The organism is Actinophytocola sp. (assembly GCF_045807065.1).
Lineage (GTDB): Bacteria > Actinomycetota > Actinomycetes > Mycobacteriales > Pseudonocardiaceae > Actinophytocola.
Map to the genome: position 1 here is coordinate 1 of NZ_JBJMIE010000417.1, position 20846 is coordinate 20846.

The 20846-nt window shown below is 69.5% G+C and carries 21 protein-coding genes and 1 pseudogene; 15 read left to right on the forward strand and 7 right to left on the reverse strand.

Annotated elements, in window-relative coordinates; genetic code table 11:
* Positions 1-434, reverse strand: a pseudogene (locus tag ACJ73U_RS24370) (protease); the annotation flags it as partial.
* A gap of 275 nt (positions 435-709) precedes the next feature.
* Here ACJ73U_RS24370 and ACJ73U_RS24375 point away from each other — a divergent pair.
* From ACJ73U_RS24375 to ACJ73U_RS24410, 8 genes are all read left to right on the forward strand, one after another.
* Entirely contained in the window at positions 710-1135 is a 426-nt protein-coding gene (locus tag ACJ73U_RS24375) for a DUF3592 domain-containing protein (protein ID WP_407780017.1), read from the forward strand.
* A 41-nt stretch (positions 1136-1176) separates the two neighbouring features.
* Complete coding sequence (gene paaA, locus ACJ73U_RS24380; protein WP_407780018.1) at positions 1177-2106, forward strand: 1,2-phenylacetyl-CoA epoxidase subunit PaaA; 930 nt, start codon at positions 1177-1179, stop codon at positions 2104-2106.
* A complete protein-coding gene (gene paaB / locus ACJ73U_RS24385; protein ID WP_407780019.1) occupies positions 2103-2420 on the forward strand; it encodes a 1,2-phenylacetyl-CoA epoxidase subunit PaaB in 318 nt (105 codons plus the stop codon). Before paaA ends, paaB begins: the two co-directional genes overlap by 4 nt.
* Positions 2417-3310, forward strand: coding sequence for a 1,2-phenylacetyl-CoA epoxidase subunit PaaC (paaC, locus tag ACJ73U_RS24390; RefSeq protein WP_407780020.1), 894 nt, complete (start codon positions 2417-2419; stop codon positions 3308-3310). Before paaB ends, paaC begins: the two co-directional genes overlap by 4 nt.
* Positions 3304-3834: a 1,2-phenylacetyl-CoA epoxidase subunit PaaD gene (gene paaD / locus ACJ73U_RS24395; protein WP_407780021.1), complete on the forward strand. Its 531-nt coding sequence runs from the start codon at positions 3304-3306 to the stop codon at positions 3832-3834. The genes paaC and paaD overlap by 7 nt, the downstream gene beginning before the upstream one ends.
* Entirely contained in the window at positions 3834-4892 is a 1059-nt protein-coding gene (paaE, locus tag ACJ73U_RS24400; protein ID WP_407780022.1) for a 1,2-phenylacetyl-CoA epoxidase subunit PaaE, read from the forward strand. Before paaD ends, paaE begins: the two co-directional genes overlap by 1 nt.
* 122 nt (positions 4893-5014) lie before the next feature.
* The gene (locus ACJ73U_RS24405; RefSeq protein WP_407780023.1) at positions 5015-6097 is read left to right on the forward strand and encodes a glycosyltransferase family 4 protein; all 1083 of its coding nucleotides are present in this window, start codon (positions 5015-5017) and stop codon (positions 6095-6097) included.
* A gap of 9 nt (positions 6098-6106) precedes the next feature.
* Positions 6107-6799 carry a demethylmenaquinone methyltransferase gene (locus ACJ73U_RS24410; RefSeq protein WP_407780024.1) on the forward strand — a complete coding sequence of 231 codons (693 nt, stop codon included), beginning with the start codon at positions 6107-6109 and terminating at the stop codon, positions 6797-6799.
* Between the two features lie 48 nt (positions 6800-6847).
* Here the strand turns inward: ACJ73U_RS24410 and ACJ73U_RS24415 are convergent, their stop codons facing one another.
* Positions 6848-7432, reverse strand: coding sequence for a DUF4328 domain-containing protein (locus tag ACJ73U_RS24415; RefSeq protein WP_407780025.1), 585 nt, complete (start codon positions 7430-7432; stop codon positions 6848-6850).
* Positions 7433-7620: 188 nt separating this feature from the next.
* Between ACJ73U_RS24415 and ACJ73U_RS24420 the strand changes: the two genes are divergently transcribed.
* Both ACJ73U_RS24420 and ACJ73U_RS24425 read left to right on the forward strand, forming a co-directional pair.
* Positions 7621-8916 (forward strand): geranylgeranyl reductase family protein, encoded by a 1296-nt coding sequence (locus ACJ73U_RS24420; RefSeq protein ID WP_407780026.1) that lies wholly within the window; start codon positions 7621-7623, stop codon positions 8914-8916.
* On the forward strand, positions 8913-9506 hold the full coding sequence (locus tag ACJ73U_RS24425; RefSeq protein WP_407780027.1) for a histidine phosphatase family protein: 594 nt from the start codon (positions 8913-8915) through the stop codon (positions 9504-9506). Before ACJ73U_RS24420 ends, ACJ73U_RS24425 begins: the two co-directional genes overlap by 4 nt.
* A gap of 85 nt (positions 9507-9591) precedes the next feature.
* Here ACJ73U_RS24425 and ACJ73U_RS24430 read toward each other — a convergent pair whose 3' ends face one another.
* Together ACJ73U_RS24430 and ACJ73U_RS24435 are read right to left on the reverse strand one after the other, a co-directional pair.
* Positions 9592-10812: an acetyl-CoA C-acetyltransferase gene (locus ACJ73U_RS24430; RefSeq protein ID WP_407780028.1), complete on the reverse strand. Its 1221-nt coding sequence runs from the start codon at positions 10810-10812 to the stop codon at positions 9592-9594.
* 13 nt (positions 10813-10825) lie between these two features.
* On the reverse strand, positions 10826-11650 hold the full coding sequence (locus tag ACJ73U_RS24435) for an SGNH/GDSL hydrolase family protein (RefSeq protein ID WP_407780029.1): 825 nt from the start codon (positions 11648-11650) through the stop codon (positions 10826-10828).
* A 188-nt stretch (positions 11651-11838) separates the two neighbouring features.
* Between ACJ73U_RS24435 and ACJ73U_RS24440 the strand changes: the two genes are divergently transcribed.
* The 3 genes from ACJ73U_RS24440 to ACJ73U_RS24450 all read left to right on the forward strand — a co-directional run bounded on the left by ACJ73U_RS24440 (position 11839) and on the right by ACJ73U_RS24450 (position 15878).
* Complete coding sequence (locus ACJ73U_RS24440; RefSeq protein ID WP_407780030.1) at positions 11839-13215, forward strand: cystathionine beta-synthase; 1377 nt, start codon at positions 11839-11841, stop codon at positions 13213-13215.
* Between the two features lie 100 nt (positions 13216-13315).
* Positions 13316-14539: a hypothetical protein gene (locus ACJ73U_RS24445; RefSeq protein ID WP_407780031.1), complete on the forward strand. Its 1224-nt coding sequence runs from the start codon at positions 13316-13318 to the stop codon at positions 14537-14539.
* Positions 14540-14720: 181 nt separating this feature from the next.
* Positions 14721-15878, forward strand: coding sequence for a cystathionine gamma-synthase (locus ACJ73U_RS24450; RefSeq protein ID WP_407780032.1), 1158 nt, complete (start codon positions 14721-14723; stop codon positions 15876-15878).
* Positions 15879-16689: 811 nt separating this feature from the next.
* Here the strand turns inward: ACJ73U_RS24450 and hppD are convergent.
* Positions 16690-17877, reverse strand: coding sequence for a 4-hydroxyphenylpyruvate dioxygenase (gene hppD, locus ACJ73U_RS24455; protein ID WP_407780033.1), 1188 nt, complete (start codon positions 17875-17877; stop codon positions 16690-16692).
* Between the two features lie 151 nt (positions 17878-18028).
* Here hppD and ACJ73U_RS24460 point away from each other — a divergent pair, with 151 nt between their 5' ends.
* Positions 18029-18538, forward strand: coding sequence for an Lrp/AsnC family transcriptional regulator (locus ACJ73U_RS24460; protein ID WP_407780034.1), 510 nt, complete (start codon positions 18029-18031; stop codon positions 18536-18538).
* A gap of 81 nt (positions 18539-18619) precedes the next feature.
* Here the strand turns inward: ACJ73U_RS24460 and greA are convergent, their stop codons facing one another.
* Both greA and ACJ73U_RS24470 read right to left on the reverse strand, forming a co-directional pair.
* Complete coding sequence (gene greA / locus ACJ73U_RS24465; protein ID WP_407780035.1) at positions 18620-19117, reverse strand: transcription elongation factor GreA; 498 nt, start codon at positions 19115-19117, stop codon at positions 18620-18622.
* A gap of 177 nt (positions 19118-19294) precedes the next feature.
* On the reverse strand, positions 19295-19735 hold the full coding sequence (locus ACJ73U_RS24470; protein WP_407780036.1) for a DUF4307 domain-containing protein: 441 nt from the start codon (positions 19733-19735) through the stop codon (positions 19295-19297).
* 138 nt (positions 19736-19873) lie between these two features.
* On the opposite strand from ACJ73U_RS24470, the gene mca reads away from it, so the two are divergent.
* The gene (gene mca / locus ACJ73U_RS24475) at positions 19874-20755 is read left to right on the forward strand and encodes a mycothiol conjugate amidase Mca (RefSeq protein ID WP_407780037.1); all 882 of its coding nucleotides are present in this window, start codon (positions 19874-19876) and stop codon (positions 20753-20755) included.
* Positions 20756-20846 lie beyond the last annotated feature (91 nt).

The following is a 20846-nucleotide window of genomic DNA, read 5'->3' on the forward strand; positions in this document are numbered from 1 at the left end:
ACCGAACGGTCCGGCTGCGGGATGGCGTTGTTCAGCGGTCCCTCGAAGGTGGCCGGGCCGGGGAACGCCGCCGAGGTGTCCTGGTCGGGGTAGCTCGGGTGCCGCTCGTTGCCGAACTCCGCGAGCACGACGAAGATCTTGTCGGTCTTCTCGCGGGACAGCTCGACGTACTGGTCGACGTGGCCGCGCTTGTTCTTGCCCTTGGTCGTCGGGCCGGGCTTCGTGCCCATCCTCACGACGGTGCTGTCGCCGCGCCGCTCGGGCTTCTTCTTGCCGCTGAGCACGTCGGAGAGCGCCTCCTGGCGCAGTGCGCGCTGCTTCTCCTCGGCCGGGCTCGGCAGATCGTCGACGGGCGCAGCGACCGACTTCGCCGTGTCGCCCGGAGGTGGTGCCGCCTGTGCGGCCGTACCCATTGTCGTCAGCCCAGCCGCCATGAGAGCGGCTGTAGCGAGACCGACGAGAACTCTTCGTTGCACGCGTCCTCCACGATTTTCCAACACCGGATCACTCCATAGCCTGACCAGGTGCGCAGGGAATATTACGGACAGCGAATATTTTCGGGACCCAACGAACGGCGTAAACCAAAAGGAGTAATCCGGTCGTATTGCGCCAGCCGGTCGAGAACCGCGCAACCGTCTGCCCGTGGAGTAGCCCGGTCGGGTGAAGGGCGTGTCCGAGGGTTGCGGCCGGCGTGGCTACGCTCAGCGGTGTGACACAGCAGGTGACTCGCAGGCCGCGGGCGCGGCGGTGGGTGAGGCGCGGCCTGCTCGCGTTCGCCGGTGTGGTCACGTTCCTGTGCGTCGTGCTCGTGGTGGGCGCCTGGACCGAGGACATCTCGATCGACGACAACACGGGTTCCGCGGCCGCCGAGGTCGTCTCCATCAACTTCGCCCGCACCCTCGTCCTCTTCTACACGCCGGACGGCGCGGAGCACATCCCGCAGACCGGGGTGCTGTACCCCTCGGGACTCAGGGTCGGGGATGTCGTGCAGGTCGAGTACAGCCAGAACAACCCCGAGCTGGTGCGGGTGGCCAATCGAGGGGCCTTCGTCACACTGCTGCCGGTGGGGTTGACGCTGGTCGGGGTGTGGGCGGTGGTCGTGCCCGCGCTGTGGTGGCTCCGCCGCCGGATGTAACACTTCTCCTCAGAATCTGCTTCGAGATGTAACATCGGGGCGTGAGCGAGGACGACTTCACCCGGTTGGTCGAGGCCGAGCAGCGGATCGAGCCGAGGGACTGGATGCCCGACGGCTACCGCAGGACGCTCATCCGCCAGATCGCCCAGCACGCGCATTCCGAGATCATCGGCATGCAGCCGGAGGCCAACTGGATCAGCCGCGCGCCGTCACTGCGCCGCAAGGCGATCCTGCTGGCCAAGGTGCAGGATGAGGCCGGCCACGGGCTGTACCTGTACGCGGCGACCGAGACGTTGGGCGCCGACCGCGCGGACCTGACGGAGAAGCTGGTCGAGGGCCGGCAGAAGTACTCGTCGATCTTCAACTACCCGACATTGACCTTCGCGGACGTCGGCGTCATCGGCTGGCTGGTCGACGGCGCGGCGATCTGCAACCAGGTGCCGCTGTGCCGCACCTCGTACGGGCCGTACGCGCGGGCGATGATCCGCGTCTGCAAGGAGGAGTCGTTCCACCAGCGGCAGGGCTACGAGCTGCTGATGACGATGATGCGCGGGACTCCCGAGCAGCGCCGGATGGTCCAGGACTCGGTGAACCGGTGGTGGTGGCCGTCGCTGATGATGTTCGGCCCGCCGGACACCGAGTCGGCCAACACCGAGCAGTCGATGCGGTGGCGGATCAAGCGGCACACGAACGACGAGCTGCGGCAGAGGTTCGTGGACATGAGCGTGCCGCAGGCCGAGGCGCTGGGCGTGACGCTGCCGGACCCGGAGCTGCGGTGGAACCCCGACCGCGGGCACCACGACTACGGCGAGATCGACTGGGCCGAGTTCTGGCGCGTGGTCGGCGGCAACGGCCCATGCAGCAAGCAGCGGGTCGAGCACCGGCGCAAGGCGCACGAGGACGGCGCCTGGGTCCGCGAGGCGGCGGCCGCCTACGCCGCGCGCTCGTCGTCGGCGGAGGTGGTCGCGTGACTGGTACTGCCGGTTCTGCTGGTGCCGGGGCCAGGTCGTCGTGGCCGCTGTGGGAGGTGTTCGTCCGCGGCAAGCGCGGCCTGAACCACGTGCACGTCGGCTCGCTGCACGCGCCGGACGCCGAGATGGCGCTGCGCAACGCCCGCGACCTGTACACGCGGCGCAACGAGGGCGTGTCCATCTGGGTCGTGCCGGCGGCCGCGATCACGGCGTCGTCCCCGGACGAGAAGGACCCGTTCTTCGCCCCGAGTGGCGACAAGGTGTACCGGCACCCGACGTTCTACACCATCCCGGAGGACGTGCCGCACCTATGAGCTTCGACAACGCGTACGACTCGATCACCTCAGACAACGACGAGCACCACTGGGCCTTCGGCACGGGTTTCGACGACCCGCTGGCGGGGGTGGACCGCGCGGTGCCGGCCGCGGTGTCCACCGAGGACCTGTTCGCCTACTGCCTGATGCTGGCCGACGACGCGTTGATCCTGTCCCAGCGCCTGGCGGAGTGGTGCTCACGCGCGCCGGAGCTGGAGGAGGACGTCGCGCTGGCGAACATCGCGCTGGACCTGCTCGGCCAGGCACGCCTGCTGCTGACGCGAGCAGGCGAGGTGGAGGGCGCCGGCCGCGACGAGGACGCCCTGGCCTACCTGCGCGACGAGCACGAGTTCCGCAACGTACGCCTGGTGGAGATCGACTGCGGCCCGGGCCCGGGCGGCGACTTCGCGACCACGATCGCCCGGCTGCTGGTGTTCTCGACGTGGCGCCTGGCGGTGTTCCAACGCCTGACGACGTCGTCCGACCCGGTCCTCGCCGCGATCGCGGCGAAGGGCGTGAAGGAGCTGGCGTACCACCGCGACCACGCGGCCCAGTGGACGCTGCGGCTCGCCGGCGGCACGGAGTACTCGCGCACCCGCATGGTCGCCGGCCTGGACCGCGTGTGGCCACTGGTGACGGAGCTGTTCACCGCGCACGAGGTGGAACTCCGGTTACCCGGCGTCGCGGTGGACCCCACCTCCGTGCGATCCGAAGTGGACGGTGTGCTCGACCAGGTGCTCACGGCGGCGTCCCTGGAGACCCCGACGGTCGAGCCGATGTCCTTCGTCGGCGACCGCGCGGGGCGCGACGGCGTCCACACCGAGGCGATGGGCTACCTGCTGGCGGAGATGCAGCACCTGGCCCGCTCGATGCCCGGAGCGAAGTGGTGACCGCGGTATCGGCTCGAGCCGTCGCGGAGCAGGTGCTCGACCCGGAGCTACCCGTGCTCACCCTCGCGGATCTGGGTGTGCTCCGAGACGTCCATGAGGCGGACGGCAACGTCGTCGTCACCATCACACCCACGTACTCCGGCTGCCCGGCCCTGGACGAGATGCGTGCCGACCTACGCCGCACGCTCCTCGACGCCGGATACGACCACGTCGAGATCCGCACCGTCCTCGCACCGGCCTGGACCACCGACTGGATCAGCGAGGAAGGCCGCCGCAAGCTCGCCGAGCACGGCATCGCACCACCGCGGCGCAAGGCCACGCCGCGGGGCACGGGCGTGCCGCCGCGGGGCACGGGCGTCGGGCCGGTTCCCCTCAACCTCGTGCCGCCGCCGTCGCGGGTTGCCTGCCCTCGCTGCGGCTCGCCGCGCACGACCGAGCTGTCCCGCTTCTCGTCGACCGCGTGCAAGGCGCTTCGCCGCTGCGAGGACTGCCGTGAGCCGTTCGAGCACGTCAAGGAGATCTGATGGGCCGCCCCGCCTTCCACGAGCTGCCGGTCGCCAGGGTCGACCGGCTCTGCGCGGACGCGGTCGCCGTCACCTTCGACGTGCCGCCGCACCTCGCGGACGAGTTCGCCTTCCGCCCCGGCCAGTACCTCACGCTCCGCCAGGAGATCGACGGCGTCGAGGAACGCCGCTCGTACTCGATCTGCGCACCAGCCGGCGCGCCGCCGCGGATCGGTGTCCGCCGCGTCGAGAACGGCCTGTTCTCCGCCCGCATCGTCGACCAGCTCGCGCCGGGAGACACCCTCGAAGTCCTGCGCCCGCAAGGGAAGTTCACCCCCGACGGCACCGGTCAACGCCACGCGTTCATCGTCGCGGGCTCCGGCATCACGCCCGCACTGTCCATCATCACCTCCTTGCTGTCCAACAAGGACACTCACGTCACTCTTCTCTACGGCAATCGCCGCAGCGACACGGTGATGTTCGCCGACGAGCTGGCCGACCTGAAAGACCGCTACCCGCAACGGTTCCAGCTCGTCCACGTGCTCTCCCGCGAGCCGCGCGACGTCGAGCTGTTCTCCGGCCGCCTCGACGCCGACCGCATCGCCAAGCTGCTCGACGGCGTCGTGCCGACGTCCGAGGTCGACCACTGGTGGCTGTGCGGCCCGTACGGCATGCTGCGGGACGCCGACGTCGCCCTCGCCGCACACGACGTGCCACGCGGCGCCATCCACCGCGAGCTGTTCTACGTGGACGAACCACCTCCCGAGCCCAAGCGACCGGACGAGTCCACCGTGGAAGGTCCGGTCGCGCGCGTCACCGTGCTGCTCGACGGCCGCGAGACCACGCTCACCCTGCCCGCCGACACGCCCATTCTCGACGCCGCGCAACGTGTGCGCGCCGATCTTCCGTTCGCCTGCAAGGGCGGCGTGTGCGGCACCTGTCGTGCCAGGGTCACCTCCGGTGAGGTCGAGATGCGGCGGAACTACGCGCTCGAGGAGCACGAGGTCGCCGCCGGTTTCGTGCTGACCTGCCAGGCGCTGCCGCTGTCCGCCGAGGTCACCGTCGACTACGACGCATAACTCTTGGCGCAACGTTCGCCGGGAGGTCAACTCAGCGTTCTACGGACAGAAGGACAGGTTGCGACGGTCCTTCCGTGCGAGTCGCCATCGTCACAGAGAGCTTTCTGCCCCAGGTGAACGGCGTGACGAACTCGGTTCTCCGTGTCGTCGAGCACCTGGAGCGGCGGGGCCACGACGCCATGGTCGTGGCGCCGGGTCCGGGTCCTGACCGGTACCGGCACGCGGACGTCCGCCGCGTCCGCGCGGTCGACCTGCCGGTCGTCAGCTCGTTGCCGATCGGTGTGCCGTCGCCGAAGGTGCACACCGCCCTGTCGGACTTCGCGCCGGACGTCGTCCACCTCGCGTCGCCGTTCGTCCTCGGCGCCTCCGGTCTGCGCTCCGCGAGACGGCTCGGCGTGCCGACCGTGGCCGTCTACCAGACCGACGTGGCCGGCTTCGCCGCCGCCTACGGCCTCAAGCACGGCGCGCGCGCCGCCTGGCGGTGGATCCGCAAGCTGCACAGCAACGCCGACCGCACGCTCGCGCCCTCCCACGCCTCGGTCCGCGCGCTGACCGACCACGGCGTGCCACGCGTGCACCGCTGGGCACGCGGCGTCGACACGTCGCTGTTCGCGCCGCACCGCGTCGACCCGGTCCTGCGGTCGATGCTCGCGTCGCGCGGCGAGCTGCTCGTCGGCTACGTCGGCCGGCTCGCACCGGAGAAGCAGGTGCACCGGCTCGCCGCCCTGAACGCCCTGCCCGGCGTGCGGGTGGTCATCGTCGGCGAGGGCCCGGCGGAGGAGGCCTTGCGCAGGCAGCTGCCCACCGCGGCCTTCCTCGGCTTCCGCACCGGCCTGGAGCTGGCCACCGCGTACGCCTCGTTCGACGTGTTCGTCCACCCCGGGCCGTTCGAGACGTTCTGCCAGGCCGCGCAGGAGGCCCTCGCCTCCGGCCTGCCGGTGCTCGCGCCGGCCGCGGGTGGCCCGCTAGACCTGGTCGAGCACGGCCGAACCGGTTACCTGCTGGAGCCGTACGACGACGACCGGTTCGCGGAGCAGCTGTGCACGTGCGTGAACCTGCTGCGGGACCGCCACGCCCGGTGGCAGCTGGGCGCGGCGGCGCGGGAGTCGGTGCTGGGGCGGACGTGGTCGGCGGTGTGTGACGAGTTGCTGGGTCACTATGCACAGGTGAGCGCCAGCGTGCTGGCCGCGCAGCGGGTGTCGTAGGGTTCGGGCATGTCACGTGCCGGGCTGGACAAGAACCGACGCGACGTGGCCGAGATGTTCGACGGCGTCGCGAAGGGCTACGACCGGACGAACTCGGTGATGACGCTCGGGTTCGACCGTCGGTGGCGCTGGCTGACCAGACGGGTGCTGGACGCCGCGCCGGGCGAGCGCGTGCTGGACCTGGCCGCGGGCACGGCCGTGTCGACGGCCGAGTACGCCAAGTCCGGCGCGTGGTGTGTCGCTGCCGACTTCTCGTTGGGCATGCTCCACGTCGGCGTGCACCGGGACGTGCCGAAGGTCGCCGCCGACGCCTTCCACCTGCCGTTCGCGACGGACTCCTTCGACGCGGTGGCGGTGTCGTTCGGGCTGCGCAACATGGACGACACGGTGGCCGCCCTGCGCGAGATGTGCCGCGTCGTGCGTCCGGGCGGGCGCGTCGTGATCTGCGAGGTGTCGCAGCCGGTGTGGGGGCCGATCCGGTGGCTGCACCACAACGTCGTACTGCGGTTGCTGCCGAAGATCACCCGGCCGTTCTCCTCCAACAAGGATGCGTACGCCTACCTGGCCGAGTCGATGCGCGACTGGCACGACCAGCGTGGGCTGGCTCTGCTGATGGCCGAGGCCGGCTGGGACGAGGTCGAGTGGCTGAATCTGACGATGGGTGTCGTCGCGCTGCACAGGGCGATCAAGCCAGCGCGGTGACCCTTCGCGCACCGCGGTTCACCGACCCGGCTGGTCCTCTGTGGACTGTCAGGCGGTGGACTGCCACTCGGTGATGTGGCGGACCATGGCGATCTCCAGGGTGGCCGCCACCGGTTGCAGCACCGCCAGCACCGTCGTGGTCATCGCGATGTCCAGGACGGTGTCCAGGTCCGGCTCGCCGCCGCGGACCGCGGCCAGCCACAGCGCGGCCACGACACACGCCATCGACGCGGCCCACCAGGAGCGGACCAGCGGCGCCTTCGGCAGCTCACGCGCGTGTGAGACCTCGGCCACGTGCGGGCGCGACGTCCGCCACACGTCCTCCAGCACGACCAGAGGGACGACCGGCACGAACCAGCCACCGATGACCCAGCCCGGCGCCAGCCGGTGCGGGACGGGGCACAGCAGCTGCGAGTTGAACCTGACTCGCCACGACCAGGTAAGGAAGGTCACGGCGGTGACGCCGTAGGACATGAGCCACAGCAGTCCGATGTTGGCGGCCGTGTTGTCCGCGCTCACGTAGGCCGCCACGCCGACGCCCGGCTCGCCGGCCACGTAGTCCACCCCGACCAGGTAATGGTGCCACGTCGCCCACGTGCCGAGTGCCCCCACGACGCAGGTCACGAAGGTCATGACGCACGTCACCGCGGCCACCTGCCGGACAGGTGCCGGGGTGGCGGTACTCGGCATATCGGTCCCCAGGCGACGCGAGTTCGTGACAACCTGGAATCGCCGGTCAGGCGCTGTCCGTTTCGGATCAGCACTCGCAAGATAAAATGCGGGTGGTTCGTGAAGGTTTTCACAAGCGTGAGGGAGCCGTGATGGGAACGCCCAGCCGACGCAAGCCGGCAGAGGACGCCGAGGTCATCGTGGTCGGCGCCGGGCCAGCCGGCTCCACGGCGGCGACCTACCTCGCCCGGGCCGGGCTCGACGTGCTGCTGCTCGAGAAGAGCACGTTCCCGCGCGAGAAGGTGTGTGGCGACGGTCTCACCCCGCGGGGCGTGAAGCAGCTCATCGACCTCGGGGTGGACACCCGGGAGGAGGCCGGCTGGCTCCACAACAAGGGGCTGCGTGTGGTCGGCGGCGGGGTCACGCTCGAGCTCGACTGGCCCGACCTCGCGACCTTCCCGCCCTACGGCGTGGTGCGGCCGCGGCAGGACTTCGACGAGATGCTCGCCCGCACCGCCCAGCGGGCCGGCGCGCGCCTCCTGGAGCAGACCAACGTCACGGGTGCCGTCACCGACGAGCGCAACGGCCGCGTGGTCGGCGTGACGGCCAAGGTGGGGTCGGATCGTCAGCCGGTGACCTACCGGGCGCCGATCGTCCTCGGGTGCGACGGGGTGTCCGCGCGCCTCGCGCTGTCCATCGGCATCGACAAGCTCGAGAAGCGGCCCATGGGTGTGGCCGTGCGGCGGTACTACGCGTCGCCGCGCAGCAAGGACGACTTCCTGGAGTCGCACCTCGAGCTGTGGGACCGCAGCGACCCGGCGGAACCGAAGCTGCTGCCGGGCTACGGCTGGATCTTCGGCATGGGCGACGGCACGGTGAACGTGGGCCTCGGGATCCTGTCCACCTCGAAGGCGTTCGGCAAGACCGACTACCGCGCGCTGCTGCGGTCGTGGCTGGACGGGACACCGGAAGAATGGGGGTTCCGCGAGCACAACGCCATCGGCAAGATCGGCGGAGCGGCCCTTCCGATGGGCTTCAACCGCACGCCGCACTACTCGCGTGGGCTGCTCCTCGTCGGTGACGCGGGCGGCATGGTGAACCCTTTCAACGGAGAGGGGATCGGGTACGCGATGGAGTCGGCGAGGCTCGCGGCCGAGGTCGTGGTGCAGGCGCTGGCGCGTGCGGAGGGCCCGGCGCGGGAGAAGGCCCTGCACGGGTACCCGCTCGCGCTCAAGCAGGCGCTTGGCAGCTACTACCGCCTCGGCAACATCTTCAGCCGCCTCATCGGCAACCCGCTCGTCATGCGCACGGCCACGAAGTACGGCCTGCCGCGCGCGACGCTGATGAAGCTCGTGCTGAAGCTGCTCGCCGGCCTGTACGACCCGAAGGACGGCGACGCGTTCGACCGCATGATCATGGCGGCCACACGGATGGCCCCGAGCGTTTGAGAACGCTCTACCTGGCAAGGCACGGCGAGGCTTCCGGAGCACTGACGGACGCTGGCCGGTCACAGGCCTTGCTGCTGGGTGAGCGGCTCGCGGACGTGCCGCTCACCGAGGTCTTCCACAGCCCGGTGAGACGGGCGGCGGAGACCGCCGCGCTGGTGTCCTCGGCGCTGAAGAGCGTGCGGGTCTCGGTGTCCCCGCTGGTCGGCGACTACCTGCCGTACGCACCGTCCGCGATCGAGCTGGCACCGGAGTTCGCCTCGGTCGCGCTCGCGCACGTCGCGGACTACTCGACGCAACAACACGAAGTCGGTCCCGCCCTCGCGAACCGCGCGCTGGCCGAGTTCACCGCACCGGTACCGCGGTCGGACCTGATCATCACGCACAGCCAGATCGTGTGCTGGTTCGTGCGTGCCGCACTCGGCGCGCCCACCGCCCGCTGGCTGGGCATCAACGCGGCCAACGCGGCACTCACGATCATCCAGTACCGGCAGGGCTGGCCACCGAACCTCGTGACGTTCAACGACCAGTCCCACCTACCGCCCTCGCTGCGCTGGACCGGTTTCCCGACGGAGCGCCGCTCCGCCTGGTGACCATGCGCCCTCCGATGCGGGAACGGCGTGTCGCCGCCCCCGTCGGGCCGGTGCGGGCGTTACCGGTGCGCGCCGTGCCGATGCGTCAGTTCAGGCGCTCCAGCACCATCGCCATGCCCTGGCCGCCGCCCACGCACATCGTCTCCAGGCCGAACTGCTTGTCGTGGTGCTGCAGGGAGTTGATGAGGGTCGTGGTGATGCGGGCGCCGGTCATGCCGAACGGGTGGCCGACCGCGATCGCGCCGCCGTTCACGTTCAGGCGGTCGATGTCGATGCCCAGGTCCTGGTAGGACGGGATCACCTGCGCCGCGAACGCCTCGTTGATCTCCACCAGGTCGATGTCGCCGATCGTCATGCCGGCTCGGGCCAGCGCGCGCTTCGACGCCTCCACCGGGCCCAGGCCCATGATCTCCGGCGACAGCCCGGAGACACCCGTCGACACGATGCGGGCGAGCGGCGTGAGGCCGAGCTCCGCGGCCTTCGTGTCGGACATGATCACCAGTGCGGCCGCGCCGTCGTTGAGTGCGCAGCAGTTGCCGGCGGTCACCCGGCCGTTCGGGCGGAAGACGGGCTGGAGCTGGGCGGTCTTCTCGTACGTGACGCCTGGTCGCGGGCCGTCGTCGGTGTCGACCACGCGGCCGTCCGGCAGCTTCACCGGGGTGATCTCGCGTGCCCAGAAGCCGTCCTTGATGGCCTGTTCGGCGAGGTTCTGCGACCGCACGCCGAACTCGTCCATCTCCTTGCGCGTCACGCCCTTGGTCAGCGCCAGGTTCTCGGCGGTCTGGCCCATCGCGATGTAGATGTCCGGCGCCGAGCCATCGGAACGCGGGTCGTGCCACTCCTCGGCGCCCTCGGCCGCGGTCGACGTCGTCCGGGCCTCCGCGTCCGCGAAGAGCGGGTTGTGCGTGTCCGGCCAGCTGTCCGAGCTGCCCTTGGCGAACCGGGACACCGTCTCGACGCCGCCGCTGATGAACACGTCACCCTCGCCGGCCTTGATCGCGTGGAACGCCATGCGGGTGGTCTGCAGGCTCGAGGCGCAGTACCTCGTCACCGTGCAGCCGGGCAGGTGGTCGTACCCGAGCAGGACCGCGACCACCCGGCCCATGTTGAACCCGGACTCGCCGCCCGGCAGGCCGCAGCCGAGCATCAGGTCGTCGATCTCGGTCGGGTCCAGTGCCGGGACCTTGTCCAGCGCGGCGCGCACCATCTGCGCTGCAAGGTCGTCCGGCCGGACGTCGATCAGGGAACCCTTGCCGGCCCGCCCGATCGGCGAGCGGACCGCGGACACGATGACCGCCTCTGGCATGCCAACTCCTCTGTCAGACACCTGACCAGGAGGCTACGCGGACGGAGTGCATGGCGGCACACAATGGCGCGAGCAACACATTCGCGGCGAACTCGTACCCCTCGCCGTTCGGGTGGAAGCGGTCGTCGCTGAACAGGTCCCGCGGGCGGGCGTAGAACTCCGGCGACAGCAGCGCCGCGAGCGACACCGCCCGCACGCCGAGCTGGTCGAGCACCCGGCGCTGCGCACGCGCGAGCGAGAGCGAGTACCGGCTCGCGATCGTCCGCAGCGGCTGCGGGATCGGCTGGATGATGCCCAGGTCGGGGCAGGTGCCGACGACCACCGTCGTGCCGGCGTTGGCCAGCCGCGTGGTCTGGCGGCCGAGCAGCGTGGCCGACATGCCGATGCTGGTCCTGGTCGTCACGTCGTTGCCGCCGATGATCACCAGCGCCAGGTCCGGCGGGTCGATCAGCGCGCGGTCGACCTGCGCCTCCAGGTCGGTGGTGCGGGAGCCGCTGATGGCGTGCGTCACGAGCCGCACCGGGCGGTCGAGCTCGTCGGCCAGTCCGCGGGCCAGGCGAACGGCCGGCAACAGGTCCGGTAACTCCGCACCAAGCCCGGCGGCCAGCGAGTCACCCAGCACGGCGAACGACAGAGAGTCACCACGCGTGGGCGGAAACGGACCGGAACCGTCCGGGAAGTACAGCCCGTCGGCGTTCAGCGGGAGATCCTTCGGCAGTCCGATGATCGAGCGGGCACGTTTGGACTGGCCGGTGAGCAGGCCATATGCCGCACCGGACAGTCCGCCGACCGAGCCGGCGGCGAAGATGAGCGCCTTGAGCGCGCGGGCTCCAGTCATCGCCGTCCTCCCATCCCGAGTGTCGCAGCCGGTAGTCACGTCCGTGTGAAGATGGCCGACTCGTTATCGAGTCTGTGGTGTGTCGCTCGCGAGCCGCTCGAACTGAACTTGAACCTGTTAGGTGAACTGGCCGGCCAGTGGTAATAGCGCCTCGTTACGCTCGTTCACGGAGTCGAGAGGAGTGCAGGGTGGAGTACGTCGAGCATGTGTCCGACCTCGTGGGCAACACCCCACTGGTCAAGCTGAACGCGCTGGCCGAGGGGGTGTCCGCGACGGTGCTCGCGAAGGTCGAGTACTTCAACCCCGGCGGCAGCGTCAAGGACCGCATCGCGCTGCGGATGATCGAGGCGGCGGAGGCCTCCGGTGAGCTGAAGCCCGGTGGCACGATCGTCGAGCCGACCTCGGGCAACACCGGCGTCGGCCTCGCGATGGTCGCCCAGCGCAAGGGCTACCGGTGCGTGTTCGTGTGCCCGGACAAGGTCTCCGAGGACAAGCGGAACACGCTCAAGGCGTACGGCGCCGAGGTCGTGGTGTGCCCGACCGCGGTCGCGCCCGAGCACCCGAACTCCTACTACAACGTCTCCGACCGGCTCGTCCGCGAGATCGAGGGCGCCTGGAAGCCGGACCAGTACTCCAACCCGGAGAACGCCGAGAGCCACTACCAGTCCACCGGCCCCGAGATCTGGCGGCAGACCGAGGGCAGGGTCACGCACTTCGTCACGGGTGTCGGCACCGGCGGCACGATCTCCGGCACCGGCCGCTACCTCAAGGAGGTGTCCGACGGCCGGGTGAAGGTCGTCGGGGCCGACCCGGAGGGCTCGGTGTACTCGGGCGGCAGCGGCCGGCCGTACCTGGTCGAGGGCGTCGGCGAGGACTTCTGGCCGGCGGCGTACGACCGGACCATCGCCGACGAGATCATCGCGGTCTCCGACGCCGAGTCGTTCGAGGTCACCAGGCGGCTGGCACGTGAGGAGGGCCTGCTGGTCGGCGGCTCGTGCGGGATGGCGGCGGCGGCCGCGATCCGGCTGGCCAAGCGGCTCGGCCCGGACGACGTGGTGGTCGTGCTGCTGGCCGACGGCGGCCGCGGCTACCTGTCGAAGGTCTTCAACGACGACTGGATGGCCTCCTACGGCTTCCTCCCGCCCGAGCACTCCGGCGCCACGGTCGGCGACGTGCTGCGGCGCAAGGGCACCGGCGGCGCCATGCCGGACCTCGTGCACGCCCACCCGAACGAGACGGTCTCGGACGCCGTGACCATCCTGCGTGAGTTCGGCGTGTCCCAGATGCCGGTCGTAAACGCGGAGCCGCCGGTCATGGCGGCCGAGGTCGTGGGCGCGGTCAACGAGCGTGACCTCCTGGAGGCGCTGTTCACCGGCAAGGCGGCACTGGCGGACCGGCTGGAGAGCCACATGTCGCCCCCGCTGCCCACCATCGGCGCAGGTGAGCAGGTCACGGCGGCCATGTCGGCCCTGTCGTCCGCGGACGGCGCCCTGGTGCTGCTGGACGGCAAGCCGGCCGGCGTGGTGACCCGGCAGGACCTGCTCGGCTTCCTCGCGGGCCGCTAGATCGTTCTCGACTTCTGTGCCGTTACCAGCAGGTCATCACCCGATGGACTAGCGTTGGGCGAACAAACTCGACGAAACAGGTGTAAGGGGTTGTAGCCCGATGAGCGCTCCGCAGCCGCCGAACCAACCGTGGCAGGGCGGCCAGCCACCGCAGCAGGGGGAGGGAGAGAACCAGAACCCTGCCCTCACGAACGCGGGTCCGACACAGGCGATCCAGCCGGGCCAGCAGGTGCCGCCACACGGCGGCCAGACCGGCGCTGACGGTGTTGAGCGCACTCAGGCGATCCAACCCGGTCAGCGGCCGCCGGCCGCCGGCGACGACTCGGGCGCCACGCAGGTCGTGTCGCCCGGCTCCTTCGGCCAGCAGCCGCACCAGCAGGACTCCGGCGCCACGCAGATGGTGCCGCCCGGATCGCTGCCCCCGCAGCAGCCGCCGTACGCGCCGCCGCCCGGTGCGGACGCGAGTACGGGCGGGTTCCCCGGGCAGCAGGGTTACGGGCAGCAGGGCTACCCCGGCCAGCAGCCGCCCCCCGGGTACGGGCAGCAGCCCCAGGGGTACGGCCAGCCGCCCGGGTACGGGCAGCAGCCGCCGCCCGGGTACCCGCCGCAGCAGGGTGGGTTCGCGCAGCAGCCGGGTCTCGGCTCGGGGCCGGGCTTCGGCGGGCAGGGCCAGAACACCCAGATGATCTCCTGGGGGCTCGCCGGCCTTGCGGCGCTCCTGGGCCTGCTCGTCGCCATCATGGCGCTGACCGACTTCGGTGACCTCAGCGACTACTCGGACAGCATCAACCAGGCGGGCATCAAGGACCAGCTCGGCCAGCTCAACCTTCCCTCGCCGGGGACCCTGTGGCTGTGGACGATCATCGCGCTGGTCGGCGCCGTCGGCGCCATCGCCGGTGGCGTCCTGATCTTCCTGAAGCACAAGCTCGCGGGTTACGTCACCGCGGCGGCCGGTGCGCTGATGCTCATCGCGGGCATCGGCTACCTCGCCACGCAGGGCGCCATCGGCGACGGCGGCGGTGACAAGCCGAACGTGCCGATCTGGGCGCTCATCGGCGGCATCATCGTCGCCGCGATCGGTGCGCTCGCGTTCATCCCGCAGACCAAGAAGTTCCTCGGTGGTGAGTCCGCGCTGGCTGGTCCCGGTGGTGGGTTCGGCGGGCCGCCGCAGTCCGGTGGGTTCGGCGGGCAGCCGCCGCAGCAGGGTTTCGGGCAGCCCCAGCAGGGGTTCGGCCAGCCACCCCAGCAGGGCTACGGGCAGCAGCCGCCGCAGCAGGGCTACGGCCAGCCACCCCAGCAGGGTGGGCCGCCGCAGCAGTGGTGACCTGAGAGACGCCGGTGGGCAGCTGCCCACCGGCGTTTTTCTTTGCCTGACCTGCCACTCGTCTGGAGGAGGGCCCCGCTCGAACGACTACGGTCGGCAGCGAGCCGAGGGGGAGTTATTCCCATTCGACCTGTAGTCCCACATGATGGGCACGCGACCGGAAACCCGTAATCTTGTCCTCATGGCAGAGGACACGAGTCGATGGGGATTCGAAACGCGCGCTATTCACGCAGGTCAGCGCCCTGACCCGCGTACGGGTTCGGTCATCGTCCCGATCTACGCCACCTCGACGTTCGCGCAGGACGGCGTCGGTGGCGTGCGTGAGGGTGGGTACGAGTACTCACGCAGCGCGAACCCCACCCGCACGGCGCTCGAGGAGGCGCTGGCCTCGCTCGAGGGCGGTCGGCACGGGCTCGCGTTCGCGTCCGGCATGGCGGCCGCGGACGTCGCGCTGCGGACCATGACGCGCCCCGGCGACCACGTGATCCTCGGCGGCGACGCGTACGGCGGCACGTTCCGCCTGCTCGACAAGGTCCTCAAGCTCTGGGGCGTCGAGTACACGACCGTCGACCTGGCCGACGCGGACGCCGCGCGTGCCGCCGTCCGGCCCACCACCAAGGTCATCTGGACCGAGACGCCCACCAACCCGCTGCTGGGCATCGCCGACATCGCCGCGCTCGCGCAGGTGGCGGCCGCGGCCGGCGCGCGGCTGGTCGTGGACAACACGTTCGCCACCCCGTACCTGCAGTCGCCGCTCGGCCTCGGTGCCGACGTCGTGCTGCACTCGACCACCAAGTACCTTGGCGGCCACTCCGACGTCGTCGGCGGCGCCCTGATCACCTCCGACGACGAGCTGAACGAGCAGTTCGGCTTCCTGCGCAACGCCGTCGGCGCCGTGCCCGGCCCCTTCGACGCGTGGCTGACCCTGCGTGGCGCGAAGACCCTCGCACTGCGCATGGAACGGCACAGCGACAACGCGGAGCGGATCGTCGAGGCACTGCTGGGCCACAAGAAGATCACCAAGGTCTACTACCCGGGCCTGCCCGACCACCCCGGCCACGAGATCGCGGCCAAGCAGATGAGGCGCTACGGCGGCATGGTGTCGGTCTCGGTGGCCGGCGGCGAGCAGGCGGCACTGGCCGTCGCGGCCCGCACGAAGCTGTTCATCCTGGGCGAGTCGCTCGGCGGCGTCGAGTCGCTGATCGAGCACCCCGGCAAGATGACCCACGCCAGCACCACGGGCTCCCCGCTCCAGGTCTCGGGTGACGTCCTGCGACTGTCGGTGGGCATCGAGGACGGGACCGACCTGGTCCAGGACCTGCTGCAGGCCCTCGACTGACCCACCCGCCGAGACGAGATCCGCGCATCCCCGCCACCCGTCCCCCAACCCGGGTATTCTCGATTCCAACACGAATTTGACCTGGATGCAGGAGACGAGCATGGCGGTCGGGGCGCGGATCGCGGGTGTGCTTCCACTGGCGGGGGCGACACTGGCCGCCGTGGCGTTGGGTGGGGTCGCGGTGTTCAGCGTCCAGCAGGCCGGGTGTGCCGATCCCGGGCGGTACGTCCTGCACGATGACGGGCAGGTTGAGCTGGTGGGGAGCTGCGTGGATCCTGAGCAGTTGCCGCCCGCGCCTGTTACTCCGCAGCGGGATGGGAAGGTTGCGCCTGCTGTTCATGGGGTTAGTGGGCTTGCTCGGGGTTTTTAGCAGGCGCATTGATGGTGGTGGGTTGTTGAGGGGGGGCCCGGGGTGGGCCGGGGGGCCGGGGTGCGTGGGGAGAGGCTTGGCTAGATGGGTGGGTTTTGCAGGTCCGCTTGGGCTGGTGTGTGGGGGGTTGGCGAGATGGGTGGGTTTTGCAGGTCTGGTTAGGGCTGGTGCGTGGGGGGTTGGCAAGTTGGGTGGGTTTTGTAGGTCCGGTTAGGGCTCGATACCACGTAGCCTAAATTGATCAAGCTCGTGGCCTGCACTTATCCATCGGGCAACAAGCTCGGCCACGAAGGCGCTCGATCGCGCCGCCAACTCGATCTCCCTGGTCAACGGCTTGGCGACGACCTTCAAGTCCGGCTTCCTCCGCTCAAGCTCGATGTAAGAAAGATGGGAGAGGCTTTCGCCTCTCCCATCTCATTTCTCATTGCTCTTTGTGTTTGTTCAGAGGTTGCCGCGGCGTTCCTGTTCGCGTTCGATGGCTTCGAACAGGGCTTTGAAGTTGCCCTTGCCGAAGCCGAGGGAGCCGTGGCGTTCGATCAATTCGTAGAACACCGTGGGGCGGTCGCCGATGGGGGCCGTGAAGATCTGGAGTAGGTAGCCGTCCTCGTCTCGGTCCACCAGGATCCGGTGCTCTTTCAACACCTCGATCGGGACTCGGACCTGGCCGATGCGTTCGCGCAGCTCTGGGTCGTCGTAGTAGGAGTCTGGGGTGTCCAGGAACTCGACGCCCGCCTCGCGCATCGCGGTGACCGTGCCGATGATGTCGTTGGTGGCCAGGGCGATGTGTTGGCAGCCGGCGCCGTCGTAGAACTCCAGGTACTCGTCGATCTGGGACTTGCGCTTGGCGATGGCCGGCTCGTTCAGGGGGAACTTGACCCTGTGGTTGCCGTTCGAGACCACCTTCGACATGAGGGCCGAGTAGTCCGTGGCGATGTCGTCGCCGATGAACTCGGCCATGTTCACGAAGCCCATGACGCGGTTGTAGAACTCGACCCAGTAGTCCATCCTGCCGAGTTCCACGTTGCCCACGCAGTGGTCAACGGCCTGGAAGAGGCGCTTGCGCCGCGGCATCGTCGACTCTTTCGCCACGTAGCCCGGGAGGTACGGGCCGTTGTAGCGGGAACGGTCGACCAGTGAGTGCCGGGTCTCGCCGTAGGCGGCGATGGCCGCGCGGCGGATCGTGCCGTGCTCGTCGGAGACGTCGTGCGGTTCCTCCAGGATGGTCGCGCCCTGGGCGCGCGCGTGCTTGACGCACTGGTCGACGTCGGCCACCTCCAGTGCGAGGTCGACCACGCCGTCGCCGTGCTTGCGGTGGTGGTCGTGCAGGGGGCTGGTCGGGGTGACGCCGCCGTTGATCACGAAACGGGCGGAGCCGGACTTCAGCACGAACGACTTGTGGCCGCGGTTCCCCGTCTCCGGACCGGAGTACGCGACGAGCCGCATCCCGAACGCGACCTGGTAGAACCAGGCGGTCTGCGTGGCGTTGCCGACCACGAACACGACCGCGTCCATGGCCCGCACCGGGAAGGGATCCTTCGACGAGTCGTAGTCGACCAACCCGACGAGCTGGCGCAGCTGGTCGAAGCTGACGTCGTCGAGCTGACGGTCCTGGCCGAGTGTGCCGGTCATGACGCCCTCCCTCTCTGGATGTTCTGCGGTAACCGCAGGATCCGTGGACAGGGCAGCCTGCGCAACAGTCGACATCAGCACTGGACAAACTGCCTAGCTGGGCCGCACATTGAGCAGGCAGAGTGAGCAGGGTGCGCAGGGAGGCGAGCCAGTGGAGATAGACCAGCTCGACGCACGGCTGTTGCTGCTGCTCACCGACGAACCGAGGCTGGGCGTCCTGGAGTGCTCCCGCCGCCTGGGCGTGGCGAGGGGCACGGTGCAGGCCCGCATGGACCGCCTGGAGCAGAAGGGCCTGCTCAGGGGCTTCCCGCCGGACGTGGACCTGGCGGCGATGGGCTACGGCCTGACCGCCTTCGCGGTGCTGGAGATAGCGCAGGGCAAACGCGCGGAGGTGGCAGAACGCCTGGCGGCCATAGACGAGGTCTGCGAAGCCCACGCCACCACGGGCGAAGGCGACCTCCTGGTCCGCATGGTCGCCAAGTCGAACGCGGACCTGCAGAGGGTCATCGACGAGGTGGTCAACGTCCAGTGGGTGAGCCGAATGTCGACCTCGATCGCCCTGTCGACCCCGATCCCTCCACGAGTCCGCCCGCTACTGGAACGCGTGGCGACACAGAGCCTCAAGCCAACCAGTACGGACGAAGGGCTCAGGCGGCCATGACCAACTCGAGCCCTTCGCCAAGCAGTGCCCCACTCCACCCGCGGCCCCGGACCCACCGGGTCCCCGAAGCCGCGGCAGAGATCAACCAGCGTACGGAACAGCCTTGATGAGCGTGACCTTCTGCGTAGAACCGTTGGGCAGCTCGTAGGACCGGGTCTCACCCTCCTTGGCGCCCAGCAGTGCCTTCCCCAGCGGCGACTCGGGTGAGTACACCTCGAGCTCACCCTCGGCACCTTCCTCACGAGTGGCGAGTAGGAACTTCTCGTCCTCGTCGTCCCCCTCGTACCGGATCGTGAGGACCTTCCCGGGCTCGGCCAGCCCGTCGTTGCGAGGAGCCTCGCCGACCTTCGCGCTGCGCAACAGTTCCTGCAGGTGGCGGATCCGCGCCTCTTTCTGCCCCTGCTCCTCACGGGCCGCGTGGTAGCCCCCGTTCTCCTTGAGGTCACCCTCTTCGCGGCTCGTGTTGATCTTCTCGGCGAGTACCGGGCGATTCGCGATCAGCTCGTCGAGCTCCTGCTTGAGCCGACCGTAGGCCTCCTGGGTCAGCCAGGTCACCTGGGTGTCGCTCACGGTCACCAACTCCTCGTCAATACTTCCGGATCCCGGGGATTCGGGGCGGTAGTTTCCGGGCGGGCGGCGGACACCCGGAACGGAAAAACACGGCCCGCAAGGGGCCGTGCAGGTACGTCAGGATATCACGGATGCAAGAACTCGCTTGTCCGTTTCGTCCGACTGGCCGGAGGGTGGTCCTCTAGTTCACCCTCTTGGCGGCATGCGCGTGGACAGATATATGGGTACCTGATAGGAGCACCCGAAAACATCGGCGGTGACCGGTTCGCCGCTGCTCGTGATGACCGTCGTCACCGTCGTGGCGCCCTGCGCAGGCGGGATGTACACCTCCTTGCGGCCTCCTTCGCTGCCGTCCAGCACCCGGGCACGCACGATGCACACCGCGGGACGCCCGGGCGTGTCCCTGGTGACCTCGAACGTCATCTTCATCTGGTTGTTCGGGAGGTTGGCGTAGCTCGTGGTCTGCGTCTCGATCGGTGCCGTACCGAAGTTGACGTACCCGATCCACGCCACGAACGCGCTCACGACCAGCGCGATCGCGCCGACGATCCAGTAGGTGCGCCGGCTGGTCCGCTTCGGTTTGGTTCCGTAGCGATCCGCCAGCGACGTCCCACTGGGGGCGGTCATGCTCGGGCCTCCGCAAGAATGTCTCACCCAGCGGGAACAATGCACCCCGCCGGAATGGTTCGTATGTCCGAGCCGAGTATCCGCTCACCGTGATGAGCACCCGCCGCCGGGGGACGTCCAGGGAGGAACGCGAAGGTCATGGCCGAGAAGCTGCGTCTGATGACGGTGCACGCACATCCGGACGACGAGTCCAGCAAGGGTGCCGCGACGTTGGTCAAGTACGGCGCCGAGGGGCACGAGACCATGGTCGTGACGTGCACCGGTGGCGAGCGCGGGTCCATCCTCAACCCCGCCATGGAGCGGCCGGACGTGCTCGAGAACATACCCGAGTACCGCCGCAAGGAGATGGCGCGCGCGGCCGAGATCCTCGGTGTCGAGCACCGCTGGCTCGGCTTCGTCGACTCCGGCCTGCCCGAGGGCGACCCGCTGCCGCCGCTGCCGGAGGGCTGCTTCGCGCTGGTGCCGCTGGAGGAGTCGGTCCCGCCGCTGGTCAGGCTGATGCGTGAGTTCAAGCCGCACGTGGTCATCACCTACGACGAGAACGGCGGCTACCCGCACCCCGACCACATCCGCTGCCACGAGGTGTCGATGGCGGCGTTCGACGCGGCCGGCGACCCGGACCTGTACCCCGAGGCCGGCGAGCCGTGGACGCCGCTGAAGCTGTACTACTCGCACGGCTTCTCCCGCAAGCGCATGCAGGCCATCCATGACGCGCTGCTGACCCGCGGCCTGGAGTCCCCGTACCAGGAGTGGCTGGACAAGTGGGACGAGCAGCGCGGCGATGTCGCGGACCGGGTTACGACGCGGGTCGAGTGTGGGGAATACTTCGAGAAGAGGGACGCCGCGCTGCTCGCGCACGCGACGCAGATCGACCCCAACAGCCGCTGGTTCTTCGTGCCGCTGGAGATCCAGCGGGAGGTCTGGCCGTACGAGGAGTACGAGCTGGTGCGGTCCCTGGTCGACACGACGTTGCCCGAGGACGACCTGTTCTCGGGGATTAGGGAGAAGGTCAACGCATGAGTTCCGGTTCCGGCCCGCTGTTCCTGGGGCCGGAGGTGGCCGGCTGGCAGACGGTCGCCGTCGTCGCCCAGCCCTCGCAGCCCTCCTCGCC